Annotated in this window: 19 protein-coding genes, 1 tRNA gene and 3 other RNA genes; 5 read left to right on the top strand and 18 right to left on the bottom strand. The window is 55.9% G+C overall.

Annotation, left to right across the window (positions count from 1 at the left end):
• Positions 1 to 13: 13 nt before the first annotated feature.
• The 17 genes from bcsB to DFO56_RS18725 all read right to left on the bottom strand — a co-directional run bounded on the left by bcsB (position 14) and on the right by DFO56_RS18725 (position 17,945).
• Positions 14 to 2,299 (bottom strand): cellulose biosynthesis cyclic di-GMP-binding regulatory protein BcsB, encoded by a 2,286-nt coding sequence (bcsB, locus tag DFO56_RS18805; protein WP_045507602.1) that lies wholly within the window; start codon positions 2,297 to 2,299, stop codon positions 14 to 16.
• On the bottom strand, positions 2,296 to 4,407 hold the full coding sequence (gene bcsA / locus DFO56_RS18800; RefSeq protein WP_020455677.1) for a UDP-forming cellulose synthase catalytic subunit: 2,112 nt from the start codon (positions 4,405 to 4,407) through the stop codon (positions 2,296 to 2,298). Before bcsA ends, bcsB begins: the two co-directional genes overlap by 4 nt.
• 15 nt (positions 4,408 to 4,422) lie before the next feature.
• Positions 4,423 to 5,226, bottom strand: coding sequence for a cellulose biosynthesis protein BcsQ (gene bcsQ, locus DFO56_RS18795; protein WP_020455678.1), 804 nt, complete (start codon positions 5,224 to 5,226; stop codon positions 4,423 to 4,425).
• Complete coding sequence (bcsO, locus tag DFO56_RS18790; protein ID WP_045507599.1) at positions 5,217 to 5,729, bottom strand: cellulose biosynthesis protein BcsO; 513 nt, start codon at positions 5,727 to 5,729, stop codon at positions 5,217 to 5,219. Before bcsO ends, bcsQ begins: the two co-directional genes overlap by 10 nt.
• Positions 5,730 to 6,359: 630 nt before the next feature.
• On the bottom strand, positions 6,360 to 7,373 hold the full coding sequence (gene dppF / locus DFO56_RS18785; protein ID WP_020455680.1) for a dipeptide ABC transporter ATP-binding subunit DppF: 1,014 nt from the start codon (positions 7,371 to 7,373) through the stop codon (positions 6,360 to 6,362).
• Positions 7,370 to 8,353 carry a dipeptide ABC transporter ATP-binding protein gene (gene dppD, locus DFO56_RS18780; protein ID WP_020455681.1) on the bottom strand — a complete coding sequence of 328 codons (984 nt, stop codon included), beginning with the start codon at positions 8,351 to 8,353 and terminating at the stop codon, positions 7,370 to 7,372. The genes dppF and dppD overlap by 4 nt, the downstream gene beginning before the upstream one ends.
• Before the next feature lie 10 nt (positions 8,354 to 8,363).
• Positions 8,364 to 9,266, bottom strand: a complete 903-nt coding sequence (gene dppC, locus DFO56_RS18775) for a dipeptide ABC transporter permease DppC (RefSeq protein WP_020455682.1) — start codon at positions 9,264 to 9,266, stop codon at positions 8,364 to 8,366.
• A gap of 9 nt (positions 9,267 to 9,275) precedes the next feature.
• The gene (dppB, locus tag DFO56_RS18770; RefSeq protein ID WP_045507596.1) at positions 9,276 to 10,295 is read right to left on the bottom strand and encodes a dipeptide ABC transporter permease DppB; all 1,020 of its coding nucleotides are present in this window, start codon (positions 10,293 to 10,295) and stop codon (positions 9,276 to 9,278) included.
• Between the two features lie 108 nt (positions 10,296 to 10,403).
• Entirely contained in the window at positions 10,404 to 12,011 is a 1,608-nt protein-coding gene (gene dppA, locus DFO56_RS18765; protein ID WP_044489521.1) for a dipeptide ABC transporter periplasmic-binding protein DppA, read from the bottom strand.
• A gap of 695 nt (positions 12,012 to 12,706) precedes the next feature.
• Positions 12,707 to 12,804, bottom strand: a non-coding RNA gene (locus tag DFO56_RS18760) — RtT sRNA.
• Positions 12,805 to 12,860: 56 nt separating this feature from the next.
• A non-coding RNA gene (locus DFO56_RS18755) (RtT sRNA) lies at positions 12,861 to 12,993 on the bottom strand.
• Positions 12,994 to 13,029: 36 nt separating this feature from the next.
• A non-coding RNA gene (locus DFO56_RS18750) (RtT sRNA) lies at positions 13,030 to 13,162 on the bottom strand.
• A 36-nt stretch (positions 13,163 to 13,198) separates the two neighbouring features.
• Positions 13,199 to 13,275, bottom strand: a tRNA-Pro gene (locus DFO56_RS18745).
• A 91-nt stretch (positions 13,276 to 13,366) separates the two neighbouring features.
• Entirely contained in the window at positions 13,367 to 15,049 is a 1,683-nt protein-coding gene (gene eptB, locus DFO56_RS18740) for a kdo(2)-lipid A phosphoethanolamine 7''-transferase (protein ID WP_045507591.1), read from the bottom strand.
• 214 nt (positions 15,050 to 15,263) lie between these two features.
• Positions 15,264 to 15,695 (bottom strand): organic hydroperoxide resistance protein, encoded by a 432-nt coding sequence (locus DFO56_RS18735; protein ID WP_017458241.1) that lies wholly within the window; start codon positions 15,693 to 15,695, stop codon positions 15,264 to 15,266.
• A gap of 115 nt (positions 15,696 to 15,810) precedes the next feature.
• On the bottom strand, positions 15,811 to 17,013 hold the full coding sequence (locus DFO56_RS18730) for an MFS transporter (RefSeq protein WP_020455687.1): 1,203 nt from the start codon (positions 17,011 to 17,013) through the stop codon (positions 15,811 to 15,813).
• Positions 17,014 to 17,255: 242 nt separating this feature from the next.
• Complete coding sequence (locus tag DFO56_RS18725) at positions 17,256 to 17,945, bottom strand: hypothetical protein (RefSeq protein WP_045507589.1); 690 nt, start codon at positions 17,943 to 17,945, stop codon at positions 17,256 to 17,258.
• 148 nt (positions 17,946 to 18,093) lie between these two features.
• Here DFO56_RS18725 and tag point away from each other — a divergent pair, with 148 nt between their 5' ends.
• Together tag and DFO56_RS18715 are read left to right on the top strand one after the other, a co-directional pair.
• Positions 18,094 to 18,672: a DNA-3-methyladenine glycosylase I gene (gene tag, locus DFO56_RS18720; RefSeq protein WP_045507587.1), complete on the top strand. Its 579-nt coding sequence runs from the start codon at positions 18,094 to 18,096 to the stop codon at positions 18,670 to 18,672.
• Positions 18,653 to 19,099, top strand: a complete 447-nt coding sequence (locus DFO56_RS18715; protein WP_020455690.1) for an N-acetyltransferase — start codon at positions 18,653 to 18,655, stop codon at positions 19,097 to 19,099. Before tag ends, DFO56_RS18715 begins: the two co-directional genes overlap by 20 nt.
• Here DFO56_RS18715 and DFO56_RS18710 read toward each other — a convergent pair.
• Complete coding sequence (locus tag DFO56_RS18710; protein WP_072051615.1) at positions 19,062 to 21,392, bottom strand: molybdopterin guanine dinucleotide-containing S/N-oxide reductase; 2,331 nt, start codon at positions 21,390 to 21,392, stop codon at positions 19,062 to 19,064. The genes DFO56_RS18715 and DFO56_RS18710 overlap by 38 nt on opposite strands.
• A 190-nt stretch (positions 21,393 to 21,582) precedes the next feature.
• Here DFO56_RS18710 and DFO56_RS18705 point away from each other — a divergent pair, with 190 nt between their 5' ends.
• The 3 genes from DFO56_RS18705 to DFO56_RS18695 all read left to right on the top strand — a co-directional run bounded on the left by DFO56_RS18705 (position 21,583) and on the right by DFO56_RS18695 (position 24,407).
• Positions 21,583 to 22,599 (top strand): LacI family DNA-binding transcriptional regulator, encoded by a 1,017-nt coding sequence (locus DFO56_RS18705; protein ID WP_045507585.1) that lies wholly within the window; start codon positions 21,583 to 21,585, stop codon positions 22,597 to 22,599.
• Positions 22,600 to 22,711: 112 nt separating this feature from the next.
• On the top strand, positions 22,712 to 23,473 hold the full coding sequence (locus tag DFO56_RS18700; RefSeq protein WP_045507583.1) for a sugar phosphate isomerase/epimerase: 762 nt from the start codon (positions 22,712 to 22,714) through the stop codon (positions 23,471 to 23,473).
• A complete protein-coding gene (locus tag DFO56_RS18695; protein WP_045507581.1) occupies positions 23,466 to 24,407 on the top strand; it encodes a sugar kinase in 942 nt (313 codons plus the stop codon). The genes DFO56_RS18700 and DFO56_RS18695 overlap by 8 nt, the downstream gene beginning before the upstream one ends.
• The last annotated feature ends 8 nt before the right edge of the window (positions 24,408 to 24,415 follow it).

Genomic DNA, 24,415 nt, shown 5'->3' with positions numbered 1-24,415 from the left:
ATTGTCACCCTTTTCACTTGCTGTTCCCCGCATCCAGACGTTTACGCTCGCGTTTTTTAAGCATGCGATACACCATTCCCCCCACCAGCGACCCGACCAGCAGGCTCAGGATCGCCAGCAGCGCTGAGTGCTGGTTGGCGTACCAGACAATTTTCAGATGGGGCGGCATTTCGCCGCTGGGGAACTGTTCGCCGACGCGGAAGCTGCGCACGCCATTTTCATTGGTGATGATGGCGGCGTCACCGCGAATACCGGCGTTAATTTTTGCCGACGCCAGATCGTCATGCAGATGCGATAACTGCTCGTCGTTGCTGCCAAGCGCCAGCACCACCAGTCGGGCATCGTTCCATGGCGAGCGAAAACTGATAAAGCCGCGCCACGCTTCATTGGAAGAGAAGTAGCGATCGGCTTCCAGCCCTTCAGCCGCCCAGTCGCCCGCTATCCAGCGCTGCACTTTCTGCCAGCTGGAAGGCTCACGCACGCCCAGGGTGCTGTCGTGGGTGACAAACGGCGAATTCGCCAGCAGCGCACGGTTAAAGTCATGCTGATCCATACCGCTTACCGCCAGCACATCGCGATCCCGCAGCAGTTCCAGAAAACTGCCGCCGGTTGGCACACCAAACACCACGCGGTTGTGACCGAGCGCGGTTCCGGTGGCATTGCCTGAGCGTGCCGCCATATCAAACAGCGTGGCGATCTGCGTTTCGCTGGGGTTAACCGGCAGCATCAGTACCGTTTCTGAGTAATCCGCCAGGCGGGTAAACGGGAAAGAAGCCCCGACGAAATAGGAGAGATTCGGCAACAGCGCAAAGTGGCGGGTGTGGCTGAGATCGATCCACGAATCGTCATCAATGCGACTTTTAATGTTGTTATTCAGCAAAGTGCTGCACGGCGCGTCCTTTTTCGGCACGATGTTGAAATAGAGCGAAAGCTGGTTGTCGCCGTAAATCATGTACGGCTCCAGCGGCATATCAAACTGCTCCTGACGCGCATCGCCACCGAGTTTGTGCCACAGCGTCTCCAGCGCCCCCTGCTTATTGACCGGCAGGTTGTGCAGGAACGTGTCGTTCAGGGTCATGCTCAGCCACGAACGTTGTTCGTCAATCCAGTTTTCCGTCGGGAATCGGTAACCGATATGCAGCGGGATGGTTTCACCGTCCCACAAGAACAGATCGGGTGCGGCGCGGAACGCCACCTGCAACGGCGGGTGCCAGATCCCGGTGGCAGTCAGGCTTTGATCTTTACGGATCAGCTCCGATAACTTCACCGGACGATCGGTTGGGATCCAGCGCGGCGCATCGTACGGTTTGCTCAACGGGATCGTCTGGGCATCGACATCCACCGCCGGGGTTTGCTGCGCAAAGTTGCCGCGCGTTAAGCGCCATGCCGCCGCGCGTAATTCGCTTTCATCTTTCCCCACCACCAGCAGCAGTTTGTAAACCGGATTCGCCGGGTTATCGATAATTTTCAACAGCGGCTGGCTGGTTTGCGGCAGCGTTAAACCACCAATTTGCTCACCGGGGTGGCCAATCAGAATGCCGTTTTTTTCCGGCAGACGGTCATGGTAGGCCGCGAACGAAACGCCGCGATAATCGGCCTGAATCCCCAGCCACGAGGCGATCAGCGCCCCGGCGCTAATGGTATCCGGGCTCAGCTTTGACGCGAATGCTACCGCAATCGCCGCCGGTGACATCTGCATGCTGTCAAAGAAGGGGCGCGGAAAATGGCTCAGATCCGCGCCGATATCCAGTTGCTGCCCTTCCAGTTCAAAACGCGAATCCGGCAGGATAGTGACACGGTATTTGTCACTCAGGTCGCGCTGACACTGCATGGCGTCGCCATCGTTAATCTTAAAGCTGAGGCTGTTACTGGAGACCATCAGCGCAGCGGGAATATCAAGCTGGTAACGGGCCAGATCGCTGTCGGTCGCCGTCAGCGGCACAGTACCAAGCGGTTGGCCGTTGAGCATCAACTGCATGGTGGCGTTACGTGCCGCCAGCGCCGGGGAGATGCGCAGGTTGAGCGCCAGCCGGGCGCTGGTCATTACCTGGTCGACCGGCAGGGTAAAATCAACGCCGCCCTGGAATTGCCCGCCGCTGAGGGTGATCCCTTGCGGCTGGCCCATCTGCGCGATGCTGACACTACTCATCACCGAAGGCACAAATGTCGGCGTGGATTGCGCTATCGTTGGCGGCGGCAGATCCAGCGGCAGCAGCGATTCAACCGTCGTTTCTTCACTGTGTAACGGCGCGATAAACAGCGCGCCAAGCAGCGCCGCAAGTGCGGTTAGCCGTTTCATACGCTCTCCTCCTGCGCAACTTTTGCCGCATGCTGCGCGCGTAAACGGCGGTTTTCGCGGCGTGATTTCCACGTCAGCCAGAAGAGGTCAAAGACGCAACGCACAATGGTCAACAGGGAGCGGAACGGGTTGTCCTGCGGCTTTGGCGGGTGGATCCACGCATCGGCGCGGGAGAGCACCACGCGCACCAGTTCACGGCGGCGCGACAGCGGTATATCGTCGAACATCAGACGGATATGCTGCTCGTCGCTGGCGACGGTCTGCACCGGAATCGTGATCGCACCGGATTGCAGCAGCAGTTCAATCGCTTCGATTTCATCATTCAGATGGCGATCGTCCGGGGCCACGATACGGCAGCCGCCCATCGACAAATCCGCCGTCTGGCTGCGCGACGTGATCCCGCTGGCGTAGTGGATAAGCACCGGGATATCGACATCAATACGGATGGTTTTGCGGGTCTGGCGGGTTTCGCGCGCAACGGCAATCGCCGCCAGCAGGAAGATCAGGCAATACAAGCCCCAGCCAACGTTCAGCACAATAACGCGCGGATCCACACCAAAGTAGTCATGCGCGCAGGCGCGGACAATCCCGGCGACCACACCCGCTGCCAGCAGCAAGGCAATGATCAAATGCGGGCGCACCACGCTGAAGTCGAAATAGCCGACATCCAGCAGCCCACCTTTGTCGGTGACGTTAAACTTGCCGCGTTTGGGAAACAGCATGGTTACCACGGTCGGCAGCGCAATGTGAAACGCCATTACCAGGTCATAAATCTCGCCCCAGAAGCTGTAACGGAAGCGGCCATTCAGCCGTGAGTTAACGTACACCGCCAGGAACAGGTGTGGCAGCGCGTAGGCAAATACCAGACTGGCCGAAGAGTGAATAATATTCAGGTTAAACAGCAGGTATGCCAGCGGCGCGGTGACAAAGGCAATGCGCGGCAATGCAAACTGGTAATAGAGCATCGCGCTCAGATAGCACAGGCGCTGCTGGATGGTCAGCCCACGGCCAAACAGCGGGTTATCGAGACGGAAAATCTGCGTCATACCGCGCGCCCAGCGGGTTCGCTGGATCACATGCAGCACCAGACGCTCGGTCGCCAGGCCTGCGGCCAGCGGAATATCAATAAACGCCGAACCCCAGCCGAGACGCTGCATTTTCAGGGCGGTATGCGCATCTTCGGTGACCGTTTCCACGGCAAAACCGCCAATCTCTTCCAGCGCGCTACGGCGGATCACCGCGCACGAACCGCAGAAGAAGGTGGCGTTCCAGTTGTCGTTGCCGCGCTGAATCGGGCCGTAAAACAGCGCCCCTTCGTTAGGAATATTGCGCCCGACGGAGAGGTTACGCTCGAACGGATCGGGCGAATAGAAGTAGTGCGGCGTCTGCACCAGCGCCAGTTTCGGGTCTTTCAGGAAACCGCCGACCGTGGCCTGCAGGAAGATGCGCGTCGCTACGTGGTCGCAGTCAAAAACGCAGATCAGCTCGCCGTTGGTGAGCTTCATCGCATGGTTGAGGTTACCGGCTTTGGCGTGCGCGTTATCGTTGCGGGTGATGTAGCCGACACCAGCGTCGGCGGCAAACACGGCGAATTCACTGCGTTTACCATCGTCGAGCAGATAGATTTTCATTTTATCGCGCGGGTAATCCATACACTGCGCAGCCAGCACCGTATCGCGTACCACATCCAGCGGTTCGTTATAGGTCGGGATATAGACGTCGACCGTCGGCCACAGCTCCATATCATCCGGCAACTGTACGAGTTCGCGTTTCAGCGGCCAGACCGTTTGCAGGTAGCTGAGCAGCAGCATTACCCAGACATAGAGTTCCGCGAGAAACAGCCCCATACCGAGGATGGTTTCAATTTCGGAATTAAAGTGCAGGGTTTGTGTCAGGCGAAAATAGATATAGCGCGTTGAGAGCAGCACCGACATCACCACCATGATCACCGAAATGCTGCGCTTTTTGCTCAAGCCCATTAAACAGAGAATACCGATGCTGATCAGGCCAAAAATGTACTGCTTTTGGCTGTCCATGGGCGTGATCACCACCAACAGGGCAACAGGCAGCACTGCCAGAACCAGCAAAATAGAGAGAAACTTTTTCATACGTTGCCCGAAGCGTTAGAAGCCTGACATGCGTGGTGAGTTGTGTACCGTGCCGTCACCGATTTTGACGCCCAAAATTCCGGCGACCCGTTTAGCAATCAGTTCGATATCGAACGCCGCGGCGGACGCCGGGCTGAAATCAAATACCGACTGCTGAGAAGCATTGGCTTCAGCGACGCTTTCATCGCGATGCAACACGCCAAGCAGTTGATTGCCCAGGCGTTGTTCCATGAACGCAGTAACATCGCGGCTGATTTGCCGACGGTTGTCGCTCTGGTTCACCACAAAGTAGTGACCCGCTTTGCGGTTCAGCACATCGCCGGTAAGACGGTTATTTTCGATATACGGCAGCAGTGAGAGCGAGGCGGTATCGGCCAGCAGCGTGACCAAATGCACATCCGCAAGTCGCGACATCGCTTTCAGCGCCGCAGACGGCCCCGGAGGAAAGTCGGCAACGATAATCAAGCCCGGATAGTTGAGCAGCGTATTCAGGCCGCGCGTCAGAAAATGCTCGTCATTGGTTAAACGCTCATCAAAGGCGACGCGCTGCGCTTCCGTGACATCACCATACGGCAGCACGAAAATATTGCCGCCCGCAGTGAGCACAAACTGGCTCCAGTCGGAGGAATCCGCCGCGCGCGCCACATACCCACGCCCGTCCGACAGCGGTACGCCGAAATGCAAACGCAGCGCGTTTTGTACGTCAAAATCAAGCGCCAGCACTTTGCTGCCTGCGCGGGCAAGGGCGTAGGCCAGATTTGCCGTCAGGGTCGTTTTTCCGACACCGCCTTTCGGCGAACACACACAAATCAACGGCATGAAGCGATCCTTTCTAACAACGAGTGTAAGGGCTGATTTTTTTCCGCGCGGGGCTTCTCCTCCGCCGCTTTCGCCGCGAAAAGCCGGGCATAGCTGACGGGAGCCGAAGAAGGATTCGCAGGCGATGGCAGCTGCATAACCGGTGCTACGCTTGCAGGCGCAGGCGCGTAGGCGGCGGCGTTGAACGCCGGAGCCGCTGCATCGAGCTGGCTGGCGACGTCTTTTAGCAGAGAGGTTGTTGGCGCAGGTGCAGGCACAACCTCATCCACTGTCGCAGCACGTTCTTGCGCGGCAAACACCTCAGGATCGACGGATTGCGGGACAGGCAGTGACACATGACCGCCCATCGCCAGCATGGATTCATCCGTGGCGGGAGAAAGTTGATTAATGATTGCCCAACTGCTCTGGTCTTGTGCGAGGTTCTGTGCAGAGAGATCTTTAAAATCGTGCTGCTGATTGCGAGTCTTATCCTTAAACCTCTGCAAATCATCGTAATGACCCATAGTTATTCTCATGATTTACAAAATAAAATTGCGTCCATCACCGTCAGGATTGGTGTCCTGATAGCATCAAGTGATGGGTTTTAATTGTGGCGGTGCGGTTTTACGCGGGTACGAAGTCTTACTTCAGCGATGGTTTTCAGCCTGGTTTTTACGTGCCAAAGTTTAGTAGGGCTAAAACGCTGTTTAATTTCAGCAAATATATAAACATTGGCTATAGATGCGCCATCTTTTTTTCACGCGAAATCTATTAAAGTGTAAATGACGCGATTAAACAAAAATCACCCGGCAACATTCATACTTAAGATAAATCACTTAGTTATAATATCTTTTTTAAATGCTTAAAAAGATAAATACACTATCACCCTTTAAATTATTGTTAATTTTATATTACTATATGAAATATCTGGAAATATTTAGAGTGGTATTAAAACGGAGTATTTCCCCAACTCATTATTCCCGTTGAAATTATTTCACCACGACATTGCCGGCTATTTTTGGAAATTTCTAAATACAACAGGAATGTTTATAAGGAAAGGCCAGCAACGATAATGCCTGATGGCACCACCATCACCGGACCTACAACACTGCGTAGATCCGGTAAACGCCGGGCCACCAGGCATAACGTGGGGATTAGACGTGCGGTTTTTCGCCGTTTTCATCCTGGTCGACGGCGAAGCAAGCCACCAGTTGCCCGCGGTAGTCTTTCAACTGCGGTTGCAACTGCGTGCAAGGGCCGAAACGACGGCTGCAACGGGCGTTAAACGCGCAGCCCGGCGGCGGATTAAGCGGGCTTGGCAGCTCGCCGGTCAGTTTGATACGTTCGCGGCGCTCGTCCGGGTTCAGGCGCGGTGTTGCGGAAAGCAGCGCCTGGGTGTACGGATGTCGCGGGTTCGAGAAAATCTGCTCTTTGGTGCCTTTCTCCACGCAGCGGCCGAGATACATCACCATCACTTCATCGGCAATGTGCTCAACCACCGATAAGTCGTGCGAAATAAAGACGTAAGAGAGCCCCAAATCCTGCTGCAGATCCATCATCAGGTTCAGTACCTGCGCACGTACGGAAACATCCAGCGCGGAAACCGGTTCATCGGCGATCACCACATCCGGATCCAACATCAGACCACGGGCGATAGCGATACGCTGGCGCTGACCACCGGAGAACATATGCGGGTAACGGTCGTAATGTTCGGTTTTCAGGCCGACTTTCGCCATCATCGCCAGCGCTTTTTCCCGACGCGCCTCTTTACTGAGCGACGTGTTGATAAGCAGCGGCTCTTCGAGGATCTGCCCGACTTTTTTACGCGGGTTCAGCGAACCGTACGGGTTCTGAAAGACAATCTGGATTTTCTGCCGACGCAGCTTTTGCGCATGCGGATCATGCTTCAGCAAATCCTGCCCCTGGTAGTAAAGTTCACCGCCGGTCGGGGTTTCAATCATCGTCAGCAGGCGACCCAGCGTGGATTTGCCACAACCGGATTCGCCCACCACCGCCAGCGTTTTGCCGCGCTCAAGGGTGAACGACACGCCGTCCAGCGCTTTTACCAGGCGTTCCGGGGCAAACAGCCCCTTCTTCACCGGGTAGTGTTTTTTCAGGTCGATAGCCTGCAACAGCGGCTGTTGCGAGGTGGCCTCGTGCGTACTCATAGTGTCGGCCTCCCGGCGTCATCGAGTGGGTAGTGACATTTGGACTGACGGCCGCCATCGACGGTGTTCAGTTCCGGCTCCTGCTCGCGGCATTTGTCCGTGGCGTACGGGCAGCGCGGGTTCAGCAGGCAGCCTGTCGGGCGGTCATATTTGCCCGGCACCACGCCCGGCAACGAGGCCAGACGCGCTTTATCCTGCGCAAACTCCGGCAACGCGCGCAGCAGCGCCTGCGTGTAGGGATGACGCGGCGCGCGGAAGATATCCTTCGCTTCGCCGGTTTCCACCACCTGGCCTGCATACATCACAATGATTTTGTGCGCCGCTTCCGCCACTAGCGCCAGATCGTGCGTGATCAGAATCAGCGCCATGTTTTCTTTTTGCTGCAATTCCAGCAAAAGCTCGATGATCTGCGCCTGGATGGTCACGTCCAGCGCGGTTGTCGGTTCGTCGGCAATCAGCAGCTTCGGCTGGCAGGCAATCGCCATCGCAATCATCACGCGCTGGCTCATACCGCCGGAAAGCTGGTGCGGGTAAACGTCCAGACGCGAAGCCGGATCGGGGATGCCCACCTGGTTGAGCAGGTCAATCGCCCGCTGCCGGCGGGTTTTCTTATTCCCGCCCTGATGCACCTTAATGGCTTCCATAATCTGGAAACCGACCGTGTAGCACGGGTTCAGGCTGGTCATCGGATCCTGGAAAATCATCGCCACTTCGGAGCCCACCAGGCTGCGGCGCTCTTTTTCCGAAATGCGTTTCAGATCCTGGCCGTTAAACTCCAGTTTTTCCGCCATCACGCGGCCCGGGAAATCAATCAGCCCCATAATCGCCAGCGAACTGACCGATTTACCGGAGCCGGACTCGCCCACGATGCCGACCACTTCGCCCTGGCTTACGCTATAGCTTACGCGGTCTACGGCGCGGAATTCGGAGCCAACGTCGCCGAAATGCACCGATAACTTATCTACATTTAATAACGCCATCTCGAGCCTCTTACTGCTTCAGTTTGGGGTCGAGCGCATCACGCAGGCCGTCACCCATCAGGTTAAATGCCAGCACCGTCAGCAGGATCGCAAGACCCGGGAAGGTCACGACCCACCAGGCACTTTGTGCGAACTGCAACACGTCGGAGAGCATGGTGCCCCACTCCGGCGTTGGCGGCTGCGCACCCATGCCAAGGAAGCCAAGGGCGGCCATATCGAGAATGGCGTTGGAAAAACCAAGCGACGCCTGAACAATCAGCGGCGCAAGGCAGTTAGGGAAAATATTGACGAACATCTGGCGCATCGCGCCTGCACCGGCCACGCGGGAAGCGGTGACGTAATCGCGATTCACTTCCACCAGCACCGCTGCGCGCGTCAGACGCACATAGTGCGGCAGGGCCACGAAGGTGAGCGCCAGCGAGGCGTTAACTATCGACGGGCCAAAAATAGCCACCAGCACCAGCGCCAGCAGCAGGCTCGGCAGCGCCAGCATGATATCGACGATACGCATAATGATGTTGTCGATAACGCCGCCGAAATAACCGGCGACCAGACCGAGGATGATCCCGGCGATCAGCGACAAAACCACCACTAAACAGCCAACCAGCAGCGACAAACGTGCGCCGAACATCAGGCGCGACAGCGTATCGCGGCCAACGTCATCGGTACCGAGGATGTGCGACCAGGTGCCGCCATCCTGCCAGACCGGCGGCGCAAGCAGCGCATCGCGGAACTGATCCGCCGGGTTGTGCGGGGCGAGGACGTTAGCGAACACGGCGATGATCAGCATGATCACCACATAAACCAGCCCGACGACCGCGCCTTTGTTGCGTTTGAAATAGTGCCAGAACTCCTGCAGCGGGGTCATCGGCACCGGTGCGGAGACAACTTTATTTTCAGTGACTTGTGACATGATGGCCCCTTACTTCTTATGCCGAATACGCGGGTTCACCACGCCGTAAAGCAGGTCGACCAGCAGGTTGACGAGGATAATCATCGTCGCGACCAGCAGTACCCCGCCCTGCACCACCGGATAGTCACGGCGTTGCAGTGCATCTATCAACCAGCGCCCCAGACCCGGCCAGGAGAAGATGGTTTCCGTCAGGATTGCGCCCGCCAGCAGTGTGCCGACCTGCAAGCCGATCACCGTCACCACCGGCAGCATGGCGTTGCGCAGAGCATGAACGATGATCACGCGCATACGGGTCAGCCCCTTCGCGCGCGCGGTGCGGATATAGTCTTCGCCGAGCACTTCCAGCATCGACGAGCGCGTCATACGCACTATCACCGCCAGCGGAATAGTACCGAGCACGATGGCGGGCAGAATCATGTGCGCAACGGCATCGATGAAGTTTCCGTCCTCGCCCCAGATGGCGGTATCAATCAGCATAAAGCCGGTCAATGGATTGCTGTCGTCGAGGAACACCATATCGCTGACGCGCCCGGAAACCGGGGTCAGGTTCAGTTGTACCGAAACCAGCATAATCAGCATCATGCCCCACCAGAAGATAGGCATGGAGTAACCGGTCAGCGCGAGGCTCACGGCGGTGTGATCGAAGATGGAGCCGCGCTTCACAGCGGCCATTACGCCCACCGGAATGCCTACGGCCACCGCGAAAATCATGGCGCAGATGCCGAGTTCCAGCGTCGCTTTAAAACGCGGTACGAACTCGTCCCACACCGGAAGACGGCTTTTCAGCGAAATACCTAAGTCACCATGCAGCACGCCCCACACATAGTTGACGTATTGCTCCCACAGCGGCTTATCGAGACCAAGCTCGGCCAGCAACTGGGCGTGACGCTCAGGAGAGATACCACGCTCACCCGCCATGATCATTACCGGGTCGCCGGGGATCATATGGACAAAGGCAAAGGTGAGAAGGGTGATACCGATAAACGTTGGGATAACCAGCCCCAAACGTCGGAGAATGAACTGCAACATAACCCGGATTCTCAGTAGTGACGCTACGCCTGGCGACGGCGCGTCTGTATTGCTCACAAATGTAAATTCCCCCTCCCCAGAGGGGAGAGGGAAAAGGCACCGTGCTTATTATTCAACAGACACGTTTTCGAAGTGGTGTTTACCTAACGGATCAACCACATAGCCTTTGACTTCTTTACGCACTGGCTCGTAAACGGTGGAGTGAGCGACGATCAGCGCCGGAGCCTGGTCATGCATCACAACCTGAGCCTGTTTGTACAGTTCAACACGCTTGTTGTGGTCGTCGGTGGCGCGCGCCGGTTGAATCAGATCTTCAAACGGCTTGTAGCACCAGCGAGAGTAGTTGGAACCGTCTTTAGCCGCTGCGCAGCTGAACAGGGTCGCGAAGAAGTTATCCGGATCCCCGTTGTCGCCGGTCCAGCCCATCATTACCGCCTGGTGTTCGCCCGCTTTCGCGCGCTTCAGGTATTCACCCCACTCATAGGTAACGATTTTGGCTTGTACGCCCACTTTCGCCCAGTCAGCCTGAATCATCTCGGCCATACGGCGAGCGTTCGGGTTGTACGGACGCTGTACCGGCATTGCCCACAGCTCAACGGTAAAGCCTTTATCCTGGCCGGCTTCTTTCAGCAGCTGTTTCGCCTTCTCAGGATCGTAGGTGTAATCTTTAACGTCGTCGTTATAGCCCCACATGGTCGGCGGGATCAGGTTTTTCGCCGCAACGCCCGCGCCCTGGTAAACCGCTTTGATGATCGCTTCTTTGTTCACCGCGTAAGTCAGCGCCTGACGCACTTTCACGTCATCAAACGGTTTCTTCTCGGTGTTGAAGGACATGTAACCGACGTTCAGGCCAGCCTGTTCCATCAGGTTAATGTTTTTGTCCTGCTTCATACGCGCGATGTCAGCCGGGTTCGGGTACGGCATAACCTGGCACTCGTTTTTCTGCAGTTTGGCATAACGTACTGACGCGTCAGGCGTAATGGAGAAGACCAGGCGATCGATTTTCGGCTTGGTGCCCCAGAAACCTTCAAACGCTTTGTACAGAATGCGGGAGTCTTTTTGGTATTGCAGCAGCTGGAACGGACCAGTACCGATCGGATCCAGGTCAACTTTCTCCGGGGTGCCCGCTTTCAGCATGTTGTCTGCATACTCTTTGGACAGAATGGACGCGAAGTCCATCGCCAGATCAGCCAGGAACGGTGATTCCGGGCGAGTCAGCACGAACTGAACGGTGTTGTCGTCAACTTTCTTCACTTCGCTAATCAGGTCCGGCAGACCCATGCCTTCAAAGTATTCGTAGCTGCCGCCAGAAACTTTGTGGTACGGGTTCTGATCGTTTTTCTGACGATCGAAGGAGAAGACGACATCATCGGCGTTGAATTCACGCGTCGGTTTGAAATCTTTGTTGTCCTGCCACTTCACGCCTTTACGCAGGTGGAAAGTGTAGGTTTTGCCATCGGCGCTGATATCCCACTTCTCAGCCAGACCCGGAATCACTTCCGTGGTGCCAGTTTTGAATTCTACCAGGCGGTTATAGATTGGCACGGAGCTGGCATCGTAAGTGGTACCAGAGGTGAAAAGCTGTGGGTTAAAGCCTTCAGGCGAGCCTTCAGAACAATAAACCAGGGTTTTAGCCTGCACGCTAGCCGCGACGGTCATTGCCACCAGGCTAAGACCGAGCTTCAGCATCCCTGACTTCTTCAAGGAAATACTCATTGATTCTGCTCCAATGTGATATGTGTTGTTACCCATGCAGTGGGTATATCCGACAGCCCTTTATTAGATTTTTACCCGGTCTGGTCGGTTGTGCCCGAAGGCGTTATGAGAGATGGGGATTCCTTTCACAAGGTTGACTGAGTTGCAGTGCAGATTCTCCTTGAAATGCCCCTCACGCCCTACAATCTGTCAACAGAATGTCAAAACGTCAATACAGGTAACCGGGATTTACAACGACGGTGAGAATCGGTAAACAAAGTTAAAAAAAACTTCAGGCACCTGTTTTCAGCAGGGAAATTTGTGCTAGCGGCAAGATGCCAGAATAATGCGCTTATTAATTCTCCGTAATCAGTGATTAACATTCATGCAGATAATGAAAAAATTCTTGCGAAATGCTGAATATCTGAGCGATTAATGCCGCGAACGTTAAAACGCACAGGTGAAAATGCTGCCTCTATCCATAAGCAACGCGAAAAAAGATTCAAACATATATAAAAAAATACAATGGAATATCGCACAAAATAGTGAACTGGCAGCGGGAAATGGGGATAAGGGAGATTTCGGCAAATTTGCCGCTTTGCATTCTGCCAGGTATTACTGCGTTAAGCAGGCTTATACATCGCCGTGGCGAAACCACACGTTGGCACAGGAGGAGGAGTTTCGTTCATCAGGCGTTAGGCAGACACATCATCTCTGATGACTCGCCACTGCGTGGCTCATCCTGCGGGCCATTGCTGAAGCAACGTTCTCTCGCTACGCCCGGGTCGAACCTCTGCCCCCGGAGGCTCTCATCCTCTTTCAGGCGCAGAAAGCAAAAAACCCAACCTTGCGGTTGGGTTTTTCTGAATTTGGTCGGTGATAGAGGATGACTCGCCACTGCGTGGCTCACCCTGCGGGCCATTGCTGAAGCAACGTTCTCTCGCTACGCCCAGGTCGAACCTCTGCCCCCGCAGGCTCTCATCCTCTTTCAGGTGCAGAAAGCAAAAAACCCAACCTTGTGGTTGGGTTTTTCTGAATTTGGTCGGTGATAGAGGATGACTCGCCACTGCGTGGCTCACCCTACGGGCCATTGCTGAAGCAACGTTCTCTCGCTTCGCTCGGGTCGAACCTCTGCCCCCGGAGGCTCTCATCCTCTTTCAGACGCAGAAAGCAAAAAACCCAACCTTGCGGTTGGGTTTTTCTGAATTTGGTCGGTGATAGAGGATTCGAACCTCCGACCCCTTCGTCCCGAACGAAGTGCGCTACCAGGCTGCGCCAATCACCGAATGCGGGGCGCATCTTACTGCCGCCGACATGCCCCGTCAATCCCTTCGTGTAAAAAAGCTAACTGACTGGTGATAAAGCCAGCAAGCGGCTTATTTCGCCGTCTGCGACGGCAAATGGCACCAGTTGTTGTTCTCATTAATCCCGCCGTTCGGCGAGGTATAACCCAGGCATCCCATAATGGTGTCGTACAGCTCAACATGGCGGCGCGGCGTTTTAAATGCCGCCTGCTGCTTGAGCTGCGCGAACATCTGCGCCTTCTGCGGATCCTGCAAATATTTGTCCGACATCCAGACCATCATCGGCACGCGGAATTGCTCCGGCGGTGCCATTTTGCGCGGTGTGCCGTGCAGATGCTCTTTCTCATTGATTGACTCACCATGATCGGCGGCATAGAACACAATCGCTTTGCGATCGCGCACCTTATCAATCACCGTATCAATAAAGTGATCAACATATGTCACCGAGTTATCGAAGGAGTTAATCAGCTCTTCCTTACTGCACTTATCATCCACGCTCACACACTCTGGCGTCCAATTCGCAAAATTGCGCGGATAGCGCTGCGTATAGTTAAAGTGCGAGCCTTTGGTATGCATAATAATCAATCGTTTACCGCGAGTACCTTTATCCAGCGAGGCCTGCAGTTCATTAATCAGCAGCATATCATCGACGTTTTTGCCACGGTTGCGCGGCTCGGCGCCAATCTGCTCGCGGTACGCAATGTTGTCGGCCATGGTGTTGCTGTAGAACCACATCTCGCTCTGCATAGCGTATAAATCGCTGGAAAAACCGAGCTGTTTCAGTACCGCAAAGACGTTTTGCTCTTTCAGCGTGCGCTGCGGGTTATCATCCGCCCCGCCCTCACGCACAAACATACAGCGCAGTGAGAGTTTGGTCGCGGTATCACAGGAGTAACCACGGAACGCCACCAGGTTTTTCTCCTGCGCCAGTTTCGGCGTGGTATCGCGGGAGTAGCCCAGCATCCCCATATGATCCCAGCGCGTGGTCTCGCCGATGATAAACACCACCATGGTGTCGTCGATATCTTTCGGCGCGACATAAGTAAATTTTTTCGCCGGGTTGATCAGCGATTTGTAGTCGGAAGATTCATCTACCTGGGCCCAGGCATACAAGCCCAGTGCTGAAAGCCAGTTCGATGGCAGATAAGAGTTTGCCACCACGCCGCCGTAGCTTGGCATATCGACACCGGACGTCCGCTCCGCGTTTTTCTGCTGCAAGTCGAGCAGACGAATCGGTCCCCAGACCATTAAACCAGCCAGCAGCACGATGCTCACGCTGCGAATGCGCGCGCCCGGTGTGCTCAACTGGCGCAGCAACGTGTCGCGACAGCGGTTACTCCAGATGGAAAGCAACGGCAGTGCGCTGACCAGCACCACCCATGCGATGAGCTGCCAGCCCACCACCTCTTTGGAGAGATCAATATCCGTGGTCATCACCGAGGCGATAATGCCGTAACCGATCACCACGTTAAGAAACGTCATGTAATAGCTGGCGGCAGCGGAGAAAATAACCACCAGCGACGCCAGTACACGCCAGACCCGGCGACCCAGCAGCGACAAAAGGCGTAGCAGAAAGAAGGTGACCAGCACCGTACCAATGAGTTCAACAACCGCCGAGATCCCTTTCAAAACGGTGAACGCTTGTGCATAACCATCAAAGCGACGGTAGAACACAGCGCAATTCATAAACAGACCGATATATATCGCCAGCAGGAAGCTGAGCTTCTGCTGCGTCATCGCTTTGATATAAGTCATGCAAGCAACTCTGAAGAAAGAAAAAAGCACCTGGCGAGCGTTATTCGCTAACGTCCGCAGGGTGATAAAACGCGAAGGAAGTTTTCCTGGAAACTTCAAAAGCGCGCTAAGTAGACCATAGCGGCGCGGAAAAGTGTCATGAGGACGTGCTAACCGGCCATATCTTTACAAAAAAATATGGCCGGGGTCAGAAAACCGTAACAGAAATGGGCTATCAGGAGGTGATCACGTTCAGCTTCACATCAATATTGCCGCGGGTCGCATTCGAATACGGACAAACGATGTGTGCTTTCTGTACCAGCGCTTCCGCTTCCTGGTGATCCATGCCCGGCAGGTGAATATCCAGCTGCGCTTCAATACCAAAACCGGTCGGCAATGGGCCAATGCCTACCTGTCCTTCAATGTAGGCTTCCTGCGGCACTTTCTTTTTCTCTACCGACGCAACATGTTTCAGCGCCCCCAGGAAACAGGCGGAGTAACCTGCGGCAAAAAGCTGCTCCGGGTTGGTCACTTCACCACCCGCGCCGCCCATCTCTTTCGGCACGCCCAGCTTCACATCCAGCACGCCATCAGAGGAGGTTGCACGACCATCGCGGCCCCCGGTTGCTTTCGCTTTCGCACGATAAACCACTTTTTCTAAAGACATTTGAGACTCCTTTAGTAGGTAGAACCTGACCAATAAGGATAGTCGCTCTGGCGGGAGTGTGCGGCAGATACAGAAAAACCGCCGACATTGCGGCGGTTTCTGCACTGTTTTACCTTCAGGCGTGCGCTTCTTTGTAAACGCGGCGTTGCGGCTGGCGAATAGTGGTAGATAGTGCCAGAGAAACAATCAGCAGGGCGAAGATGACGCAGAAGGTGACATAGAAGCCGCCAAACAGCGAAGCAATAATCGACCCGCAGATACTGCCGATACCGAAGCCCAGATAAATCACACCGTAGTTTTTCGCCAGATTGTTCAGGCCGAAGAACTCGCTCACCAACGACGGGAACACGGTGAGATTACCGCCAAAGTTAAACGCTACGCAGGCGATAGCAGCGAAAAAGGTCATGGCGTTCAGCGGTGCGAACAGCAACGCCGCCATACCGACCAGAGAAATCACCTGGCCCAGCGTAATCACACGGATGCGGGAAATTTTGTCAGACAGCACGCCCAGCACCAGACGTCCACTAAGGTTAGCGATGGCAATAACGGTCACCGCACTTGCCGCTGTCAGCGAATCTAAATGCACCATGCCCTGCGCGATATCTTTCGCCACACCAATCACATACAGGCCGCTCATGCAGGAGGTCAGGAACATCACCGCCAGCATCCAGTACTGCGGTTTACGCATGGATTGCGCCAGCGTGAAGTCGTTTTCTACTACGCCGTTTGCAGTGGTGACTTTTTGCAGCGGCGCATCAGTCATCAGCATCGCGCCAAAAACGATCATCACCAGTACAATCGCGCCCCAGATCATAAATGTGCTTTCCAGGCCGACGCTGGCTAACAGCTGGCTGTCGATAAATTTAAAACCCAGGCTGCCAAGGCCGTAAGAACCGATGGAGAAGGCGGAGATCAGCCCTTTGCGCTCCGGGAACCACTTCACGCAGTTGGAAAGCGTCAGCAAGTAACCTGCGCCATCCGCCACACCGACCAACACACCGGCGCTCAGCCACAGCATCAGCAGGTTGCTGGAGTGCGCGGTAAGGAAGAAACCTAACCCCAGCAGCAGGCCGGAAGCGATAGTGACGCGTTTTACGCCAAAACGTTCCTGTAATTTCCCGGCGACAGAAGAAGAGAGCGCCAGGCCAAGGCTCAGCAGACCAAACGAGAAAGCCACCTGGCTTACCGGCTCGCCCAGTTTTTCCGAAAGCGAGCTATTAAACAGACTCCAGGTATAAACGGACCCTAAGGCAAACTGCGTAATAATGGTGCCGACCAGTGTCAGCCAGCGAGTGTGATGAGCAGATGGAGTATTCATGGCAGTTGTCCTGCAAAAAAAGAGAAGGAATTCACTGCCGACAACAATAACGAAGCGCATTTCACGCCTGGCTAAAAAAGGCATGAAATGCGCGTCAGAAGGAATGAAATGCACGTAAGCGGGAATGAATGGCACGGGCATCACTTCACGCGCCGAAACCTGAATGTGAGTTAGTACATACTATCGCGATAAAACGCGCGGTGATTGTTTCTTAAGTGTAAAAAGTTTGTTTTAAATAGCGATCAGAACCGCGCGCTTACGCCCATACTGTAGAGATAATTTTGCCCAAAGGTGGCATTTTCCGACTGCGACATTGCTGCGTAAGCCGCCAGATGTGGATTCAGCAGCATGTCCGCGCCGAGTGTGACATCCATCCAGTTGCCGTATTGGTTGGCGGCGGTTAAGCGGTAAAGACCAGACTGGCTCTTCCAGACATTTTCGCCAAATTGCTGGTTGAAACTGATTTGCGCCCACGGGCGAAGATCGCCCAAGCGGCTATCCACGCGCCAGCCGAGCGAGCTTACGCTGGCGTGCCACAGCGGATCGCTGTACTGCATGGTGGTCGCGCTGTCGCCAAATTCGTTATACATTGAGGTCATTGAGCCATCGTAATGCCACACCGCAACCGGGCCGGTGGTCACGCTGCTCGCCAGCGGAATATTCAGGCCAATGCTCATGGTGCTGATGGAATCCAGCGGGGTTTCATCGGGCAGATTAAACGCCACGCCGGGCAAGTTTTGCGTCGAGCGGATGCGCTCTTCAAGAATGTCGTTATAACGCGGCTGCCGATCGCTATCCCAGGTGTAGCGTTCGGCGGTCACATTCAGTTTGTCGCTGCCACTGTATTCTTGTTGCCAGGCCGCTGCCGTCTGGCAAAAAAGCAGACAAGCAGGCAGCAGCACCAGCGAAAGGCCACTGCGGTTTATTTTCATCAAGTTGCGACTCCAGAGAAGAGCCGAATTCGGCGTAATTGTTATCGTTGTTTGTTAGGGTCAAGACCCTTTAATAAATATTGTCTTTCTGGGGTGTGCGTCAAGACAGGCAGAGGTTTATTTTACATATCACAGACGGAGTAAGGATATGCAGCGTTGTGGTTGGGTTACTCAGGATCCGCTTTATCTCGCCTACCATGATACCGAGTGGGGTGTGGCGCAAAAGGACGGTAAAAAGCTGTTCGAGATGATCTGCCTCGAGGGGCAACAAGCGGGGTTATCGTGGATTACCGTTTTGAAAAAAAGGGAAAACTACCGCAAAGCTTTCCATCAATTTGAGCCTGAACGCGTCGCCGCAATGACCGCCGAAGAGGTAGAAATGTTGCTGCAAGACGCCGGCATTATTCGTCATCGCGGCAAGATTGAAGCAATCATCGGCAACGCCCGCGCCTATCTGGCGATGGCGCAAAACGGCGAGCCATTTTCGGAATTTGTCTGGGGTTTTGTTGATAACACCCCGCAACTCACCCAAGCCGCCACGCTGGCGGAAATCCCCACCTCCACTCCGGCGTCAGATGCGTTATCAAAAGCGCTGAAAAAACGCGGCTTCAAATTTGTCGGCACCACCATTTGTTACTCATTTATGCAGGCGTGCGGGCTGGTCAACGACCATATTACCGGCTGTTTCTGTCATCCCGGAGGAAAGCATGATCCGCGCGTGGCGTAGCAAGGATCTGTCGCCGTTGCTCGCGCTGTGGATGGAGAGCACAAGCTTTGCCCATCCGTTTATTGATGTGCGCTACTGGCAGGACAGCGAAGCGCTGGTGCGCGATGCCTATTTGCCGGTGGCAAAAACCTGGGTCTGGGAAGAGAACGGCGAGCTGCAAGGCTTTATCAGTGTGATGGACGCGCAGTTTATCGGGGCGCTGTTTGTGCGCCCCGCCGCGATTGGCCGTGGCATTGGCAAAGCGCTGATGGATCACGCCAAACAGCGCTTTAACTGGCTAAGCCTCGAGGTGTATCAGAAAAACGAGCGGGCAGTGAATTTCTATCATGCGCAGGGCTTTCGTATCGAAGATAGCGCCTGGCAGGAGGAAACCCGCCACCCGACGTGGATCATGAACTGGCAGGCGGATCAAACGCCGTCAGCGTAAGCGCCGGCCCCTGATATTTCTCTACCCACGCCAGCGCCGTATTCCCGGCGCAGCCATTGCCCAGCCGTGAGCTGGGCAGATCTTTGGTGAGCACATTCACCGCGCCGTTTTTACAGATGCCGCCCGCCGCAGGGTCAAGATCCGGCCACGCGCCTTCGTGAATGCAGATCACGCCAGGTTTAATCCCATCGGTTACCACCGCGCCCGCCAGTACCTGCCCACGTTGGTTCCACACGCGTACCACATCCCCCGCAACAATCCCGCGCGCTTTCGCATCCGCAGGATGCAGCGTAACAGGTTCGCGACCAGCAACAGCATACGTTTCCCGCAAGCGGGAATAGTTAAGCTGGCTGTGCAGGCGATGCGCCGGATGCGCGGAAAGCACCTGTAATTGCTGCGGTTGTGCGTTGCCGTGCCATTCATCCGGCTCCAGCCACATTGGATGCGGCGGGCAATCGGCATAACCGAAGCTGTTAATCCGCTCGGAGAAAATCTCGATTTTTCCGCTCGGCGTTTTTAACGGATTGGCTTGCGGATCGCGGCGGAAATCAGCAAAGCGAACAAAGCGCGCATTCTGCTCGCTCTCCGGCATTTCAATAAGCTGGTTCGCCTGCCAGAACTCGGCGAACGGCGGCAGCGTCACCTGCTGGCTGGCACCGCGCTCGGCAGCAATGTTGTAAAACGTCTCCAGCCATTGCAGGTCGTTTTTGCCTTCGGTAAAACGCTCGCGGCCGCCCGCTTCCCAGCGTTCACTCAGCTCGGCAAACACCTCCCAGTCATCGCGTGCTTCATATTGCGGCGCGACGACCTGCTTCATCGGCACCAGATGCTGGTTGCTGTAATCACCGGTCATCGTCAGATCGTTACGTTCAAACGAGGTGGTCGCCGGCAACACGATATCCGCGTGTTTCGCCGCCGCCGTCCAGAAGCATTCAGAAATTACCACCAGCTCCGGTTTTTGCCAGGCGCGAATCAGCCGGTTGGTATCCTGGTGATGGGTAAAGTTCGCACCGCCCGCCCACCAGACAAAGCGAATATCCGGGAAGTGGCGATCCATACCGTTGTGCTGATACGGCGCGCCGGGGTTTTCCAGCGCTTCGACAATGCGCGCAACGGGGATTTTATCCACCGCGTCAATGCCATCTTTCACCGTGCCCTGCATTGAGGCCAGTACCGCCGCGCGGCGCGTTGGGTTGCCGCCATTGGCAAAATGGTAAGATAGACCAAAACCGCCACCGGGCGTACCGATTTGCCCCAGCATCGCCGCCAGCGTCACCAGCATCCAGTGTTTTTGCTCGCCGAACTGCTGGCGCTGCATTCCCCAGCCGGACATCAGCATGGTGATGTTTTCGTGGAAAAGTGCCGCCAGTTCGCGAATTTTGTCGGCAGTAACGCCACAAATCTCTGCGGCCCACTCGGCGGTTTTTGCCACGCCGTCACGCTCGCCGGTCAGGTAGGCCGCGAACGTGTCATAACCGACAGTGTAGCGGGAGAGGAAATCCGCATCCTGCCAGTCATTTTCCACCAGCGTATGCGCAATACCGAGCATCAGCGCGACATCGGTTCCCATGTGTGGCGCAATCCATTCCATGCTATCGCCAAAGAAATCAACGGTTTCCGAACGCATCGGATCGATACAGATCACCCGCTTACCGCTTTTGCGCAGCGCATCGAAATAGGGAATGCCCTGCTCGTCGGTAGCGTTCCAGGCTATTTTCAGCGTGTTAAGCGGGTTAGCGCTCCACAACACCACCACTTCGCTGTGTTCGAGGATAAGCGGCCAACTGGTTTGCTGCTGATACACTTCGTTGCCGCCGACGACATGCGGCATGATCGCCTGCGCCGCACCAGTAGAGTAATCGCCCAGATGCCCGGTATACCCTCCAGCAAGACTCATATAGCGTTGTAACAAGGTCGCCGCTTTGTGCAGCACGCCGTTGGAGCGCCAGCCATAAGAACCGGCGAAAATCGACGAGGGACCGTAAGTTTCACGGATGCGCTGGTGCTGCTGATGAATCAGCGTCAGCGCTTCATCCCAGCTAACGCGCACAAACTCATCCTGGCCGCGCACACCCTGCGGGCTGGAAGGTGAAGCGAGAAATCCTTTACGCACCATCGGGTAGCGCACGCGCGTTGGGCTGTGGACCTGATCCTGCACAACGGTTTGCAGTGAGTTGGGGTGACGCGTCGGCAGCGCGCCGCGCGAAGCGAGCACCTTTTCGCCATCGGTGTCGACCAGCATCGGCCCCCAGTGGGCAGCCGTGAGAACAGTTTTGATTGCAGAGTTTGCCAACGCGTGCTCCTGGATAGGTTGCAGGTGGTGTCGATTTTGTTTTGCGCTCTATCATCCACAGCAGCAGCGCGATAGCAAAGAATTAAACGTCATTACGCTCACACTGCGGGTGATAAGCCTCGCTTAGTGCTTGATTGCGCGCTATTTCGCGCTAAGGTGTGGGCAACCATTCACGGTGAGGGAAGCAACCATGGCGAAAACGGCGCGGCCAACAATCAGCGATGTCGCGAAAGCGGCAAAAACGGGAAAAACCAGTATTTCACGCTACCTGAATGGTGAAAAACATCTGCTTTCCGCCGCGCTGCTGGCACGTATTGAGCAGGCGGTTGCCGATCTCGACTACCGCCCAAGCCTGATGGCGCGCGGGTTAAAGCGCGGCCGTACCCGCCTGATTGGTCTGATCATTGCTGACATCACCAACCCCTATTCGGTGCATGTGCTGAGCGGCATTGAAGCCGCCTGTCGCGAAAAAGGGTTCACACCGTTGATGTGTAACACCAACAATGAAGTCGATCAGGAGCTGCATTACCTCGACCTGCTGCGCAGTTACCAGGTGGAGGGCATTGTGGTTAACGCTGTAGGGATGCGTGAAGAGGGGCTAAACCGGCTGCAACAATCCTCGCTGCCGATGGTGTTGATTGACCGCAAAATCCCCGATTTCGCCTGCGATGTGGTTGGGCTGGACAACACCCAGGCGGCCACCACCGCCACCGAGCACCTGATTGAACAGGGCTTCGAAGCGCTGTTGTTCCTGAGTGAACCGCTGGGCTCGGTGAATACCCGCCGCGAACGGCTGGCCGCGTTTCGCGCAACGCTTGCCCGTTACCCCGGCATGGTGGCGGAAAACGCCGAAATTGTGCTGCATGAAGCCGCGCAGCTCGATAATACCCTGCGCCAGTTCCATGCCAGCCACCGGGGAATGCGCAAAGCCGTTATCTCCGCCAACGGCGCGCTCACCCTGCAAGTGGCGCGTTCACTAAAACGTATCGGTCTGAACTGGGGCAGCGACATTGGTCTGCTCGGTTTTGATGAGCTGGAGTGGGCCGAGCTGGCAGGCGTTGGCATCACCACCCTTAAACAACCCACCTGGCAAATTGGCTTTGCCGCCGTCGAGCAAGTCGTGCGGCGCATTGAAGGCCACAGCGACACGGTTCGCGAGCACGTTTTTTCCGGCGAACTGATCGTACGCGGTTCTACAGCGCGTTAAATAACCTTCGTGATGACGATCATAATTCCGGCACAGTGCACTTTTCTTTGGAACCGGTTCCATCTAGCGTTAAAGACATACGAAAGCGAGAAAGTCGCCCGGGAGTCGGACAATGCAGAGAAAAATTATCGTCGTCACCGCCGCTTACGGCCACACGCACATCGAGGCGCTGGGCGGGCAAATTGCCCTGCTGCCGATTATTGCCGAAGCCGGAGCCGACGGCGTTGAGATCCGCCGCGAGCTGTTAAGCGAAGAGGCGTTAACCCATCTGGCCTCGCTGGCCTTCGCCATCGACCTGCACAACCTGCAAGTCTGTTATTCCGCGCCGGAAGCGCTGTTCGAAGCGGATGGCGCACTGAACCCGCGCTTACCGGCCCTGCTGGCAGAAGCGCAGACGCTGAAAGCCCAGTGGTTAAAAGTCTCGCTCGGCCACTTTCGCCATCACGCTACGCTCGAAACGCTGCGCGACTGGCTGGCGACCAGCCCGGTGCCGCTGGTGGTGGAAAACGACCAGACCGCCTGCGGCAAGCTCGCGCCGATGCTGCGCTTTAAAGCCGCCTGTCATACGTTGGCGCTGCCGGTGAGTTTAACCTTCGATACCGGTAACTGGCTGTGGGTTGGTGAAACACCTGAAAACGCCGCACGCCAGCTTGCGCCTGCGGTCAGTTATATCCATGTCAAAGCCGCTGTGACCCATGGCGACAGTTTCCGCGCCGTACCGCCGGACACTGCCGATGCCCGCTGGCTGGCGCTGCTGAATAACTTACCGGCCGATGCGCCGCGCGGTATCGAATTCCCGCTTGAGGGCGAGGATCTGACCGCCGTTACCCGTCATTACGTTAATTTGTTACGCGAGGAGTCCCATCATGCATAAACCGCTGGATGTCATCACGATTGGCGAAGCGATGGCGATGTTTGTCGCCAGCGAAACCGGCGATCTGGCCGATGCCGGGCAGTTTATCAAGCGGGCGGCAGGCGCGGAGCTGAATGTCGCCACCGGGCTGGCGCGCCTGGATTTGCAGGTCAGTTGGGTAAGCCGCGTCGGCGATGACAGCTTCGGTCGCTTTATCCTCAATACGCTGCGTAAAGAAAATATCAGTACCGCTGGCGTGACGCTCGACGGGCGTTATGCCACCGGCTTTCAACTGAAATCTAAAGCCGAAAATGGAACCGATCCCATCGTGGAATATTTCCGTAAAGGCTCGGCGGCCAGCCACCTCTCGACAGACGATTTTCACGCGGCGCTGTTTAACGAAGCCCGCCATTTACACCTCAGCGGTGTGGCGGCGGCGCTGTCCGCCTCCTCCTACGCACTGCTGGAACATGCTGCACAAAGCATGAAAGCGCAGGGCAAAACCATTTCATTTGACCCTAATCTGCGACCGGTGCTGTGGAAAAGCGAAGCGGAGATGGTGGAAAAGCTCAACCGCCTCGCCTTTCAGGCCGACTGGGTTCTGCCAGGGTTGAAGGAGGGGATGATTCTGACGGGCGAAAACACGCCGCAAGGGATTGCCGATTTCTATCTGCAACGCGGCGTCAAAGCGGTGGTGATCAAAACCGGTGCCGATGGCGCGTGGTTTAAAACCGCCAGCGGAGAACAGGGCGCCGTTGCGCCAGTAAAAGTGGAGAACGTCGTCGATACGGTCGGTGCCGGGGACGGCTTCGCCGTGGGTGTAATAAGCGCCCTGCTGGAAGGCAAAACCTTGCCCGAAGCGGTACGCCGCGGTAACGCCATTGGCGCGCTGGCTATCCAGGTGCCGGGCGACAGCGAAGGATTGCCAACCCGTGCGGAACTGGGCGCGCTGTAACGCACCCT

Source organism: Kosakonia sp. AG348 (genome assembly GCF_003337365.1).
Lineage (GTDB): Bacteria > Pseudomonadota > Gammaproteobacteria > Enterobacterales > Enterobacteriaceae > Kosakonia.
Note: the sequence above shows the minus strand (reverse complement) of the source record. Positions and strands in the feature narration are given on the sequence as shown.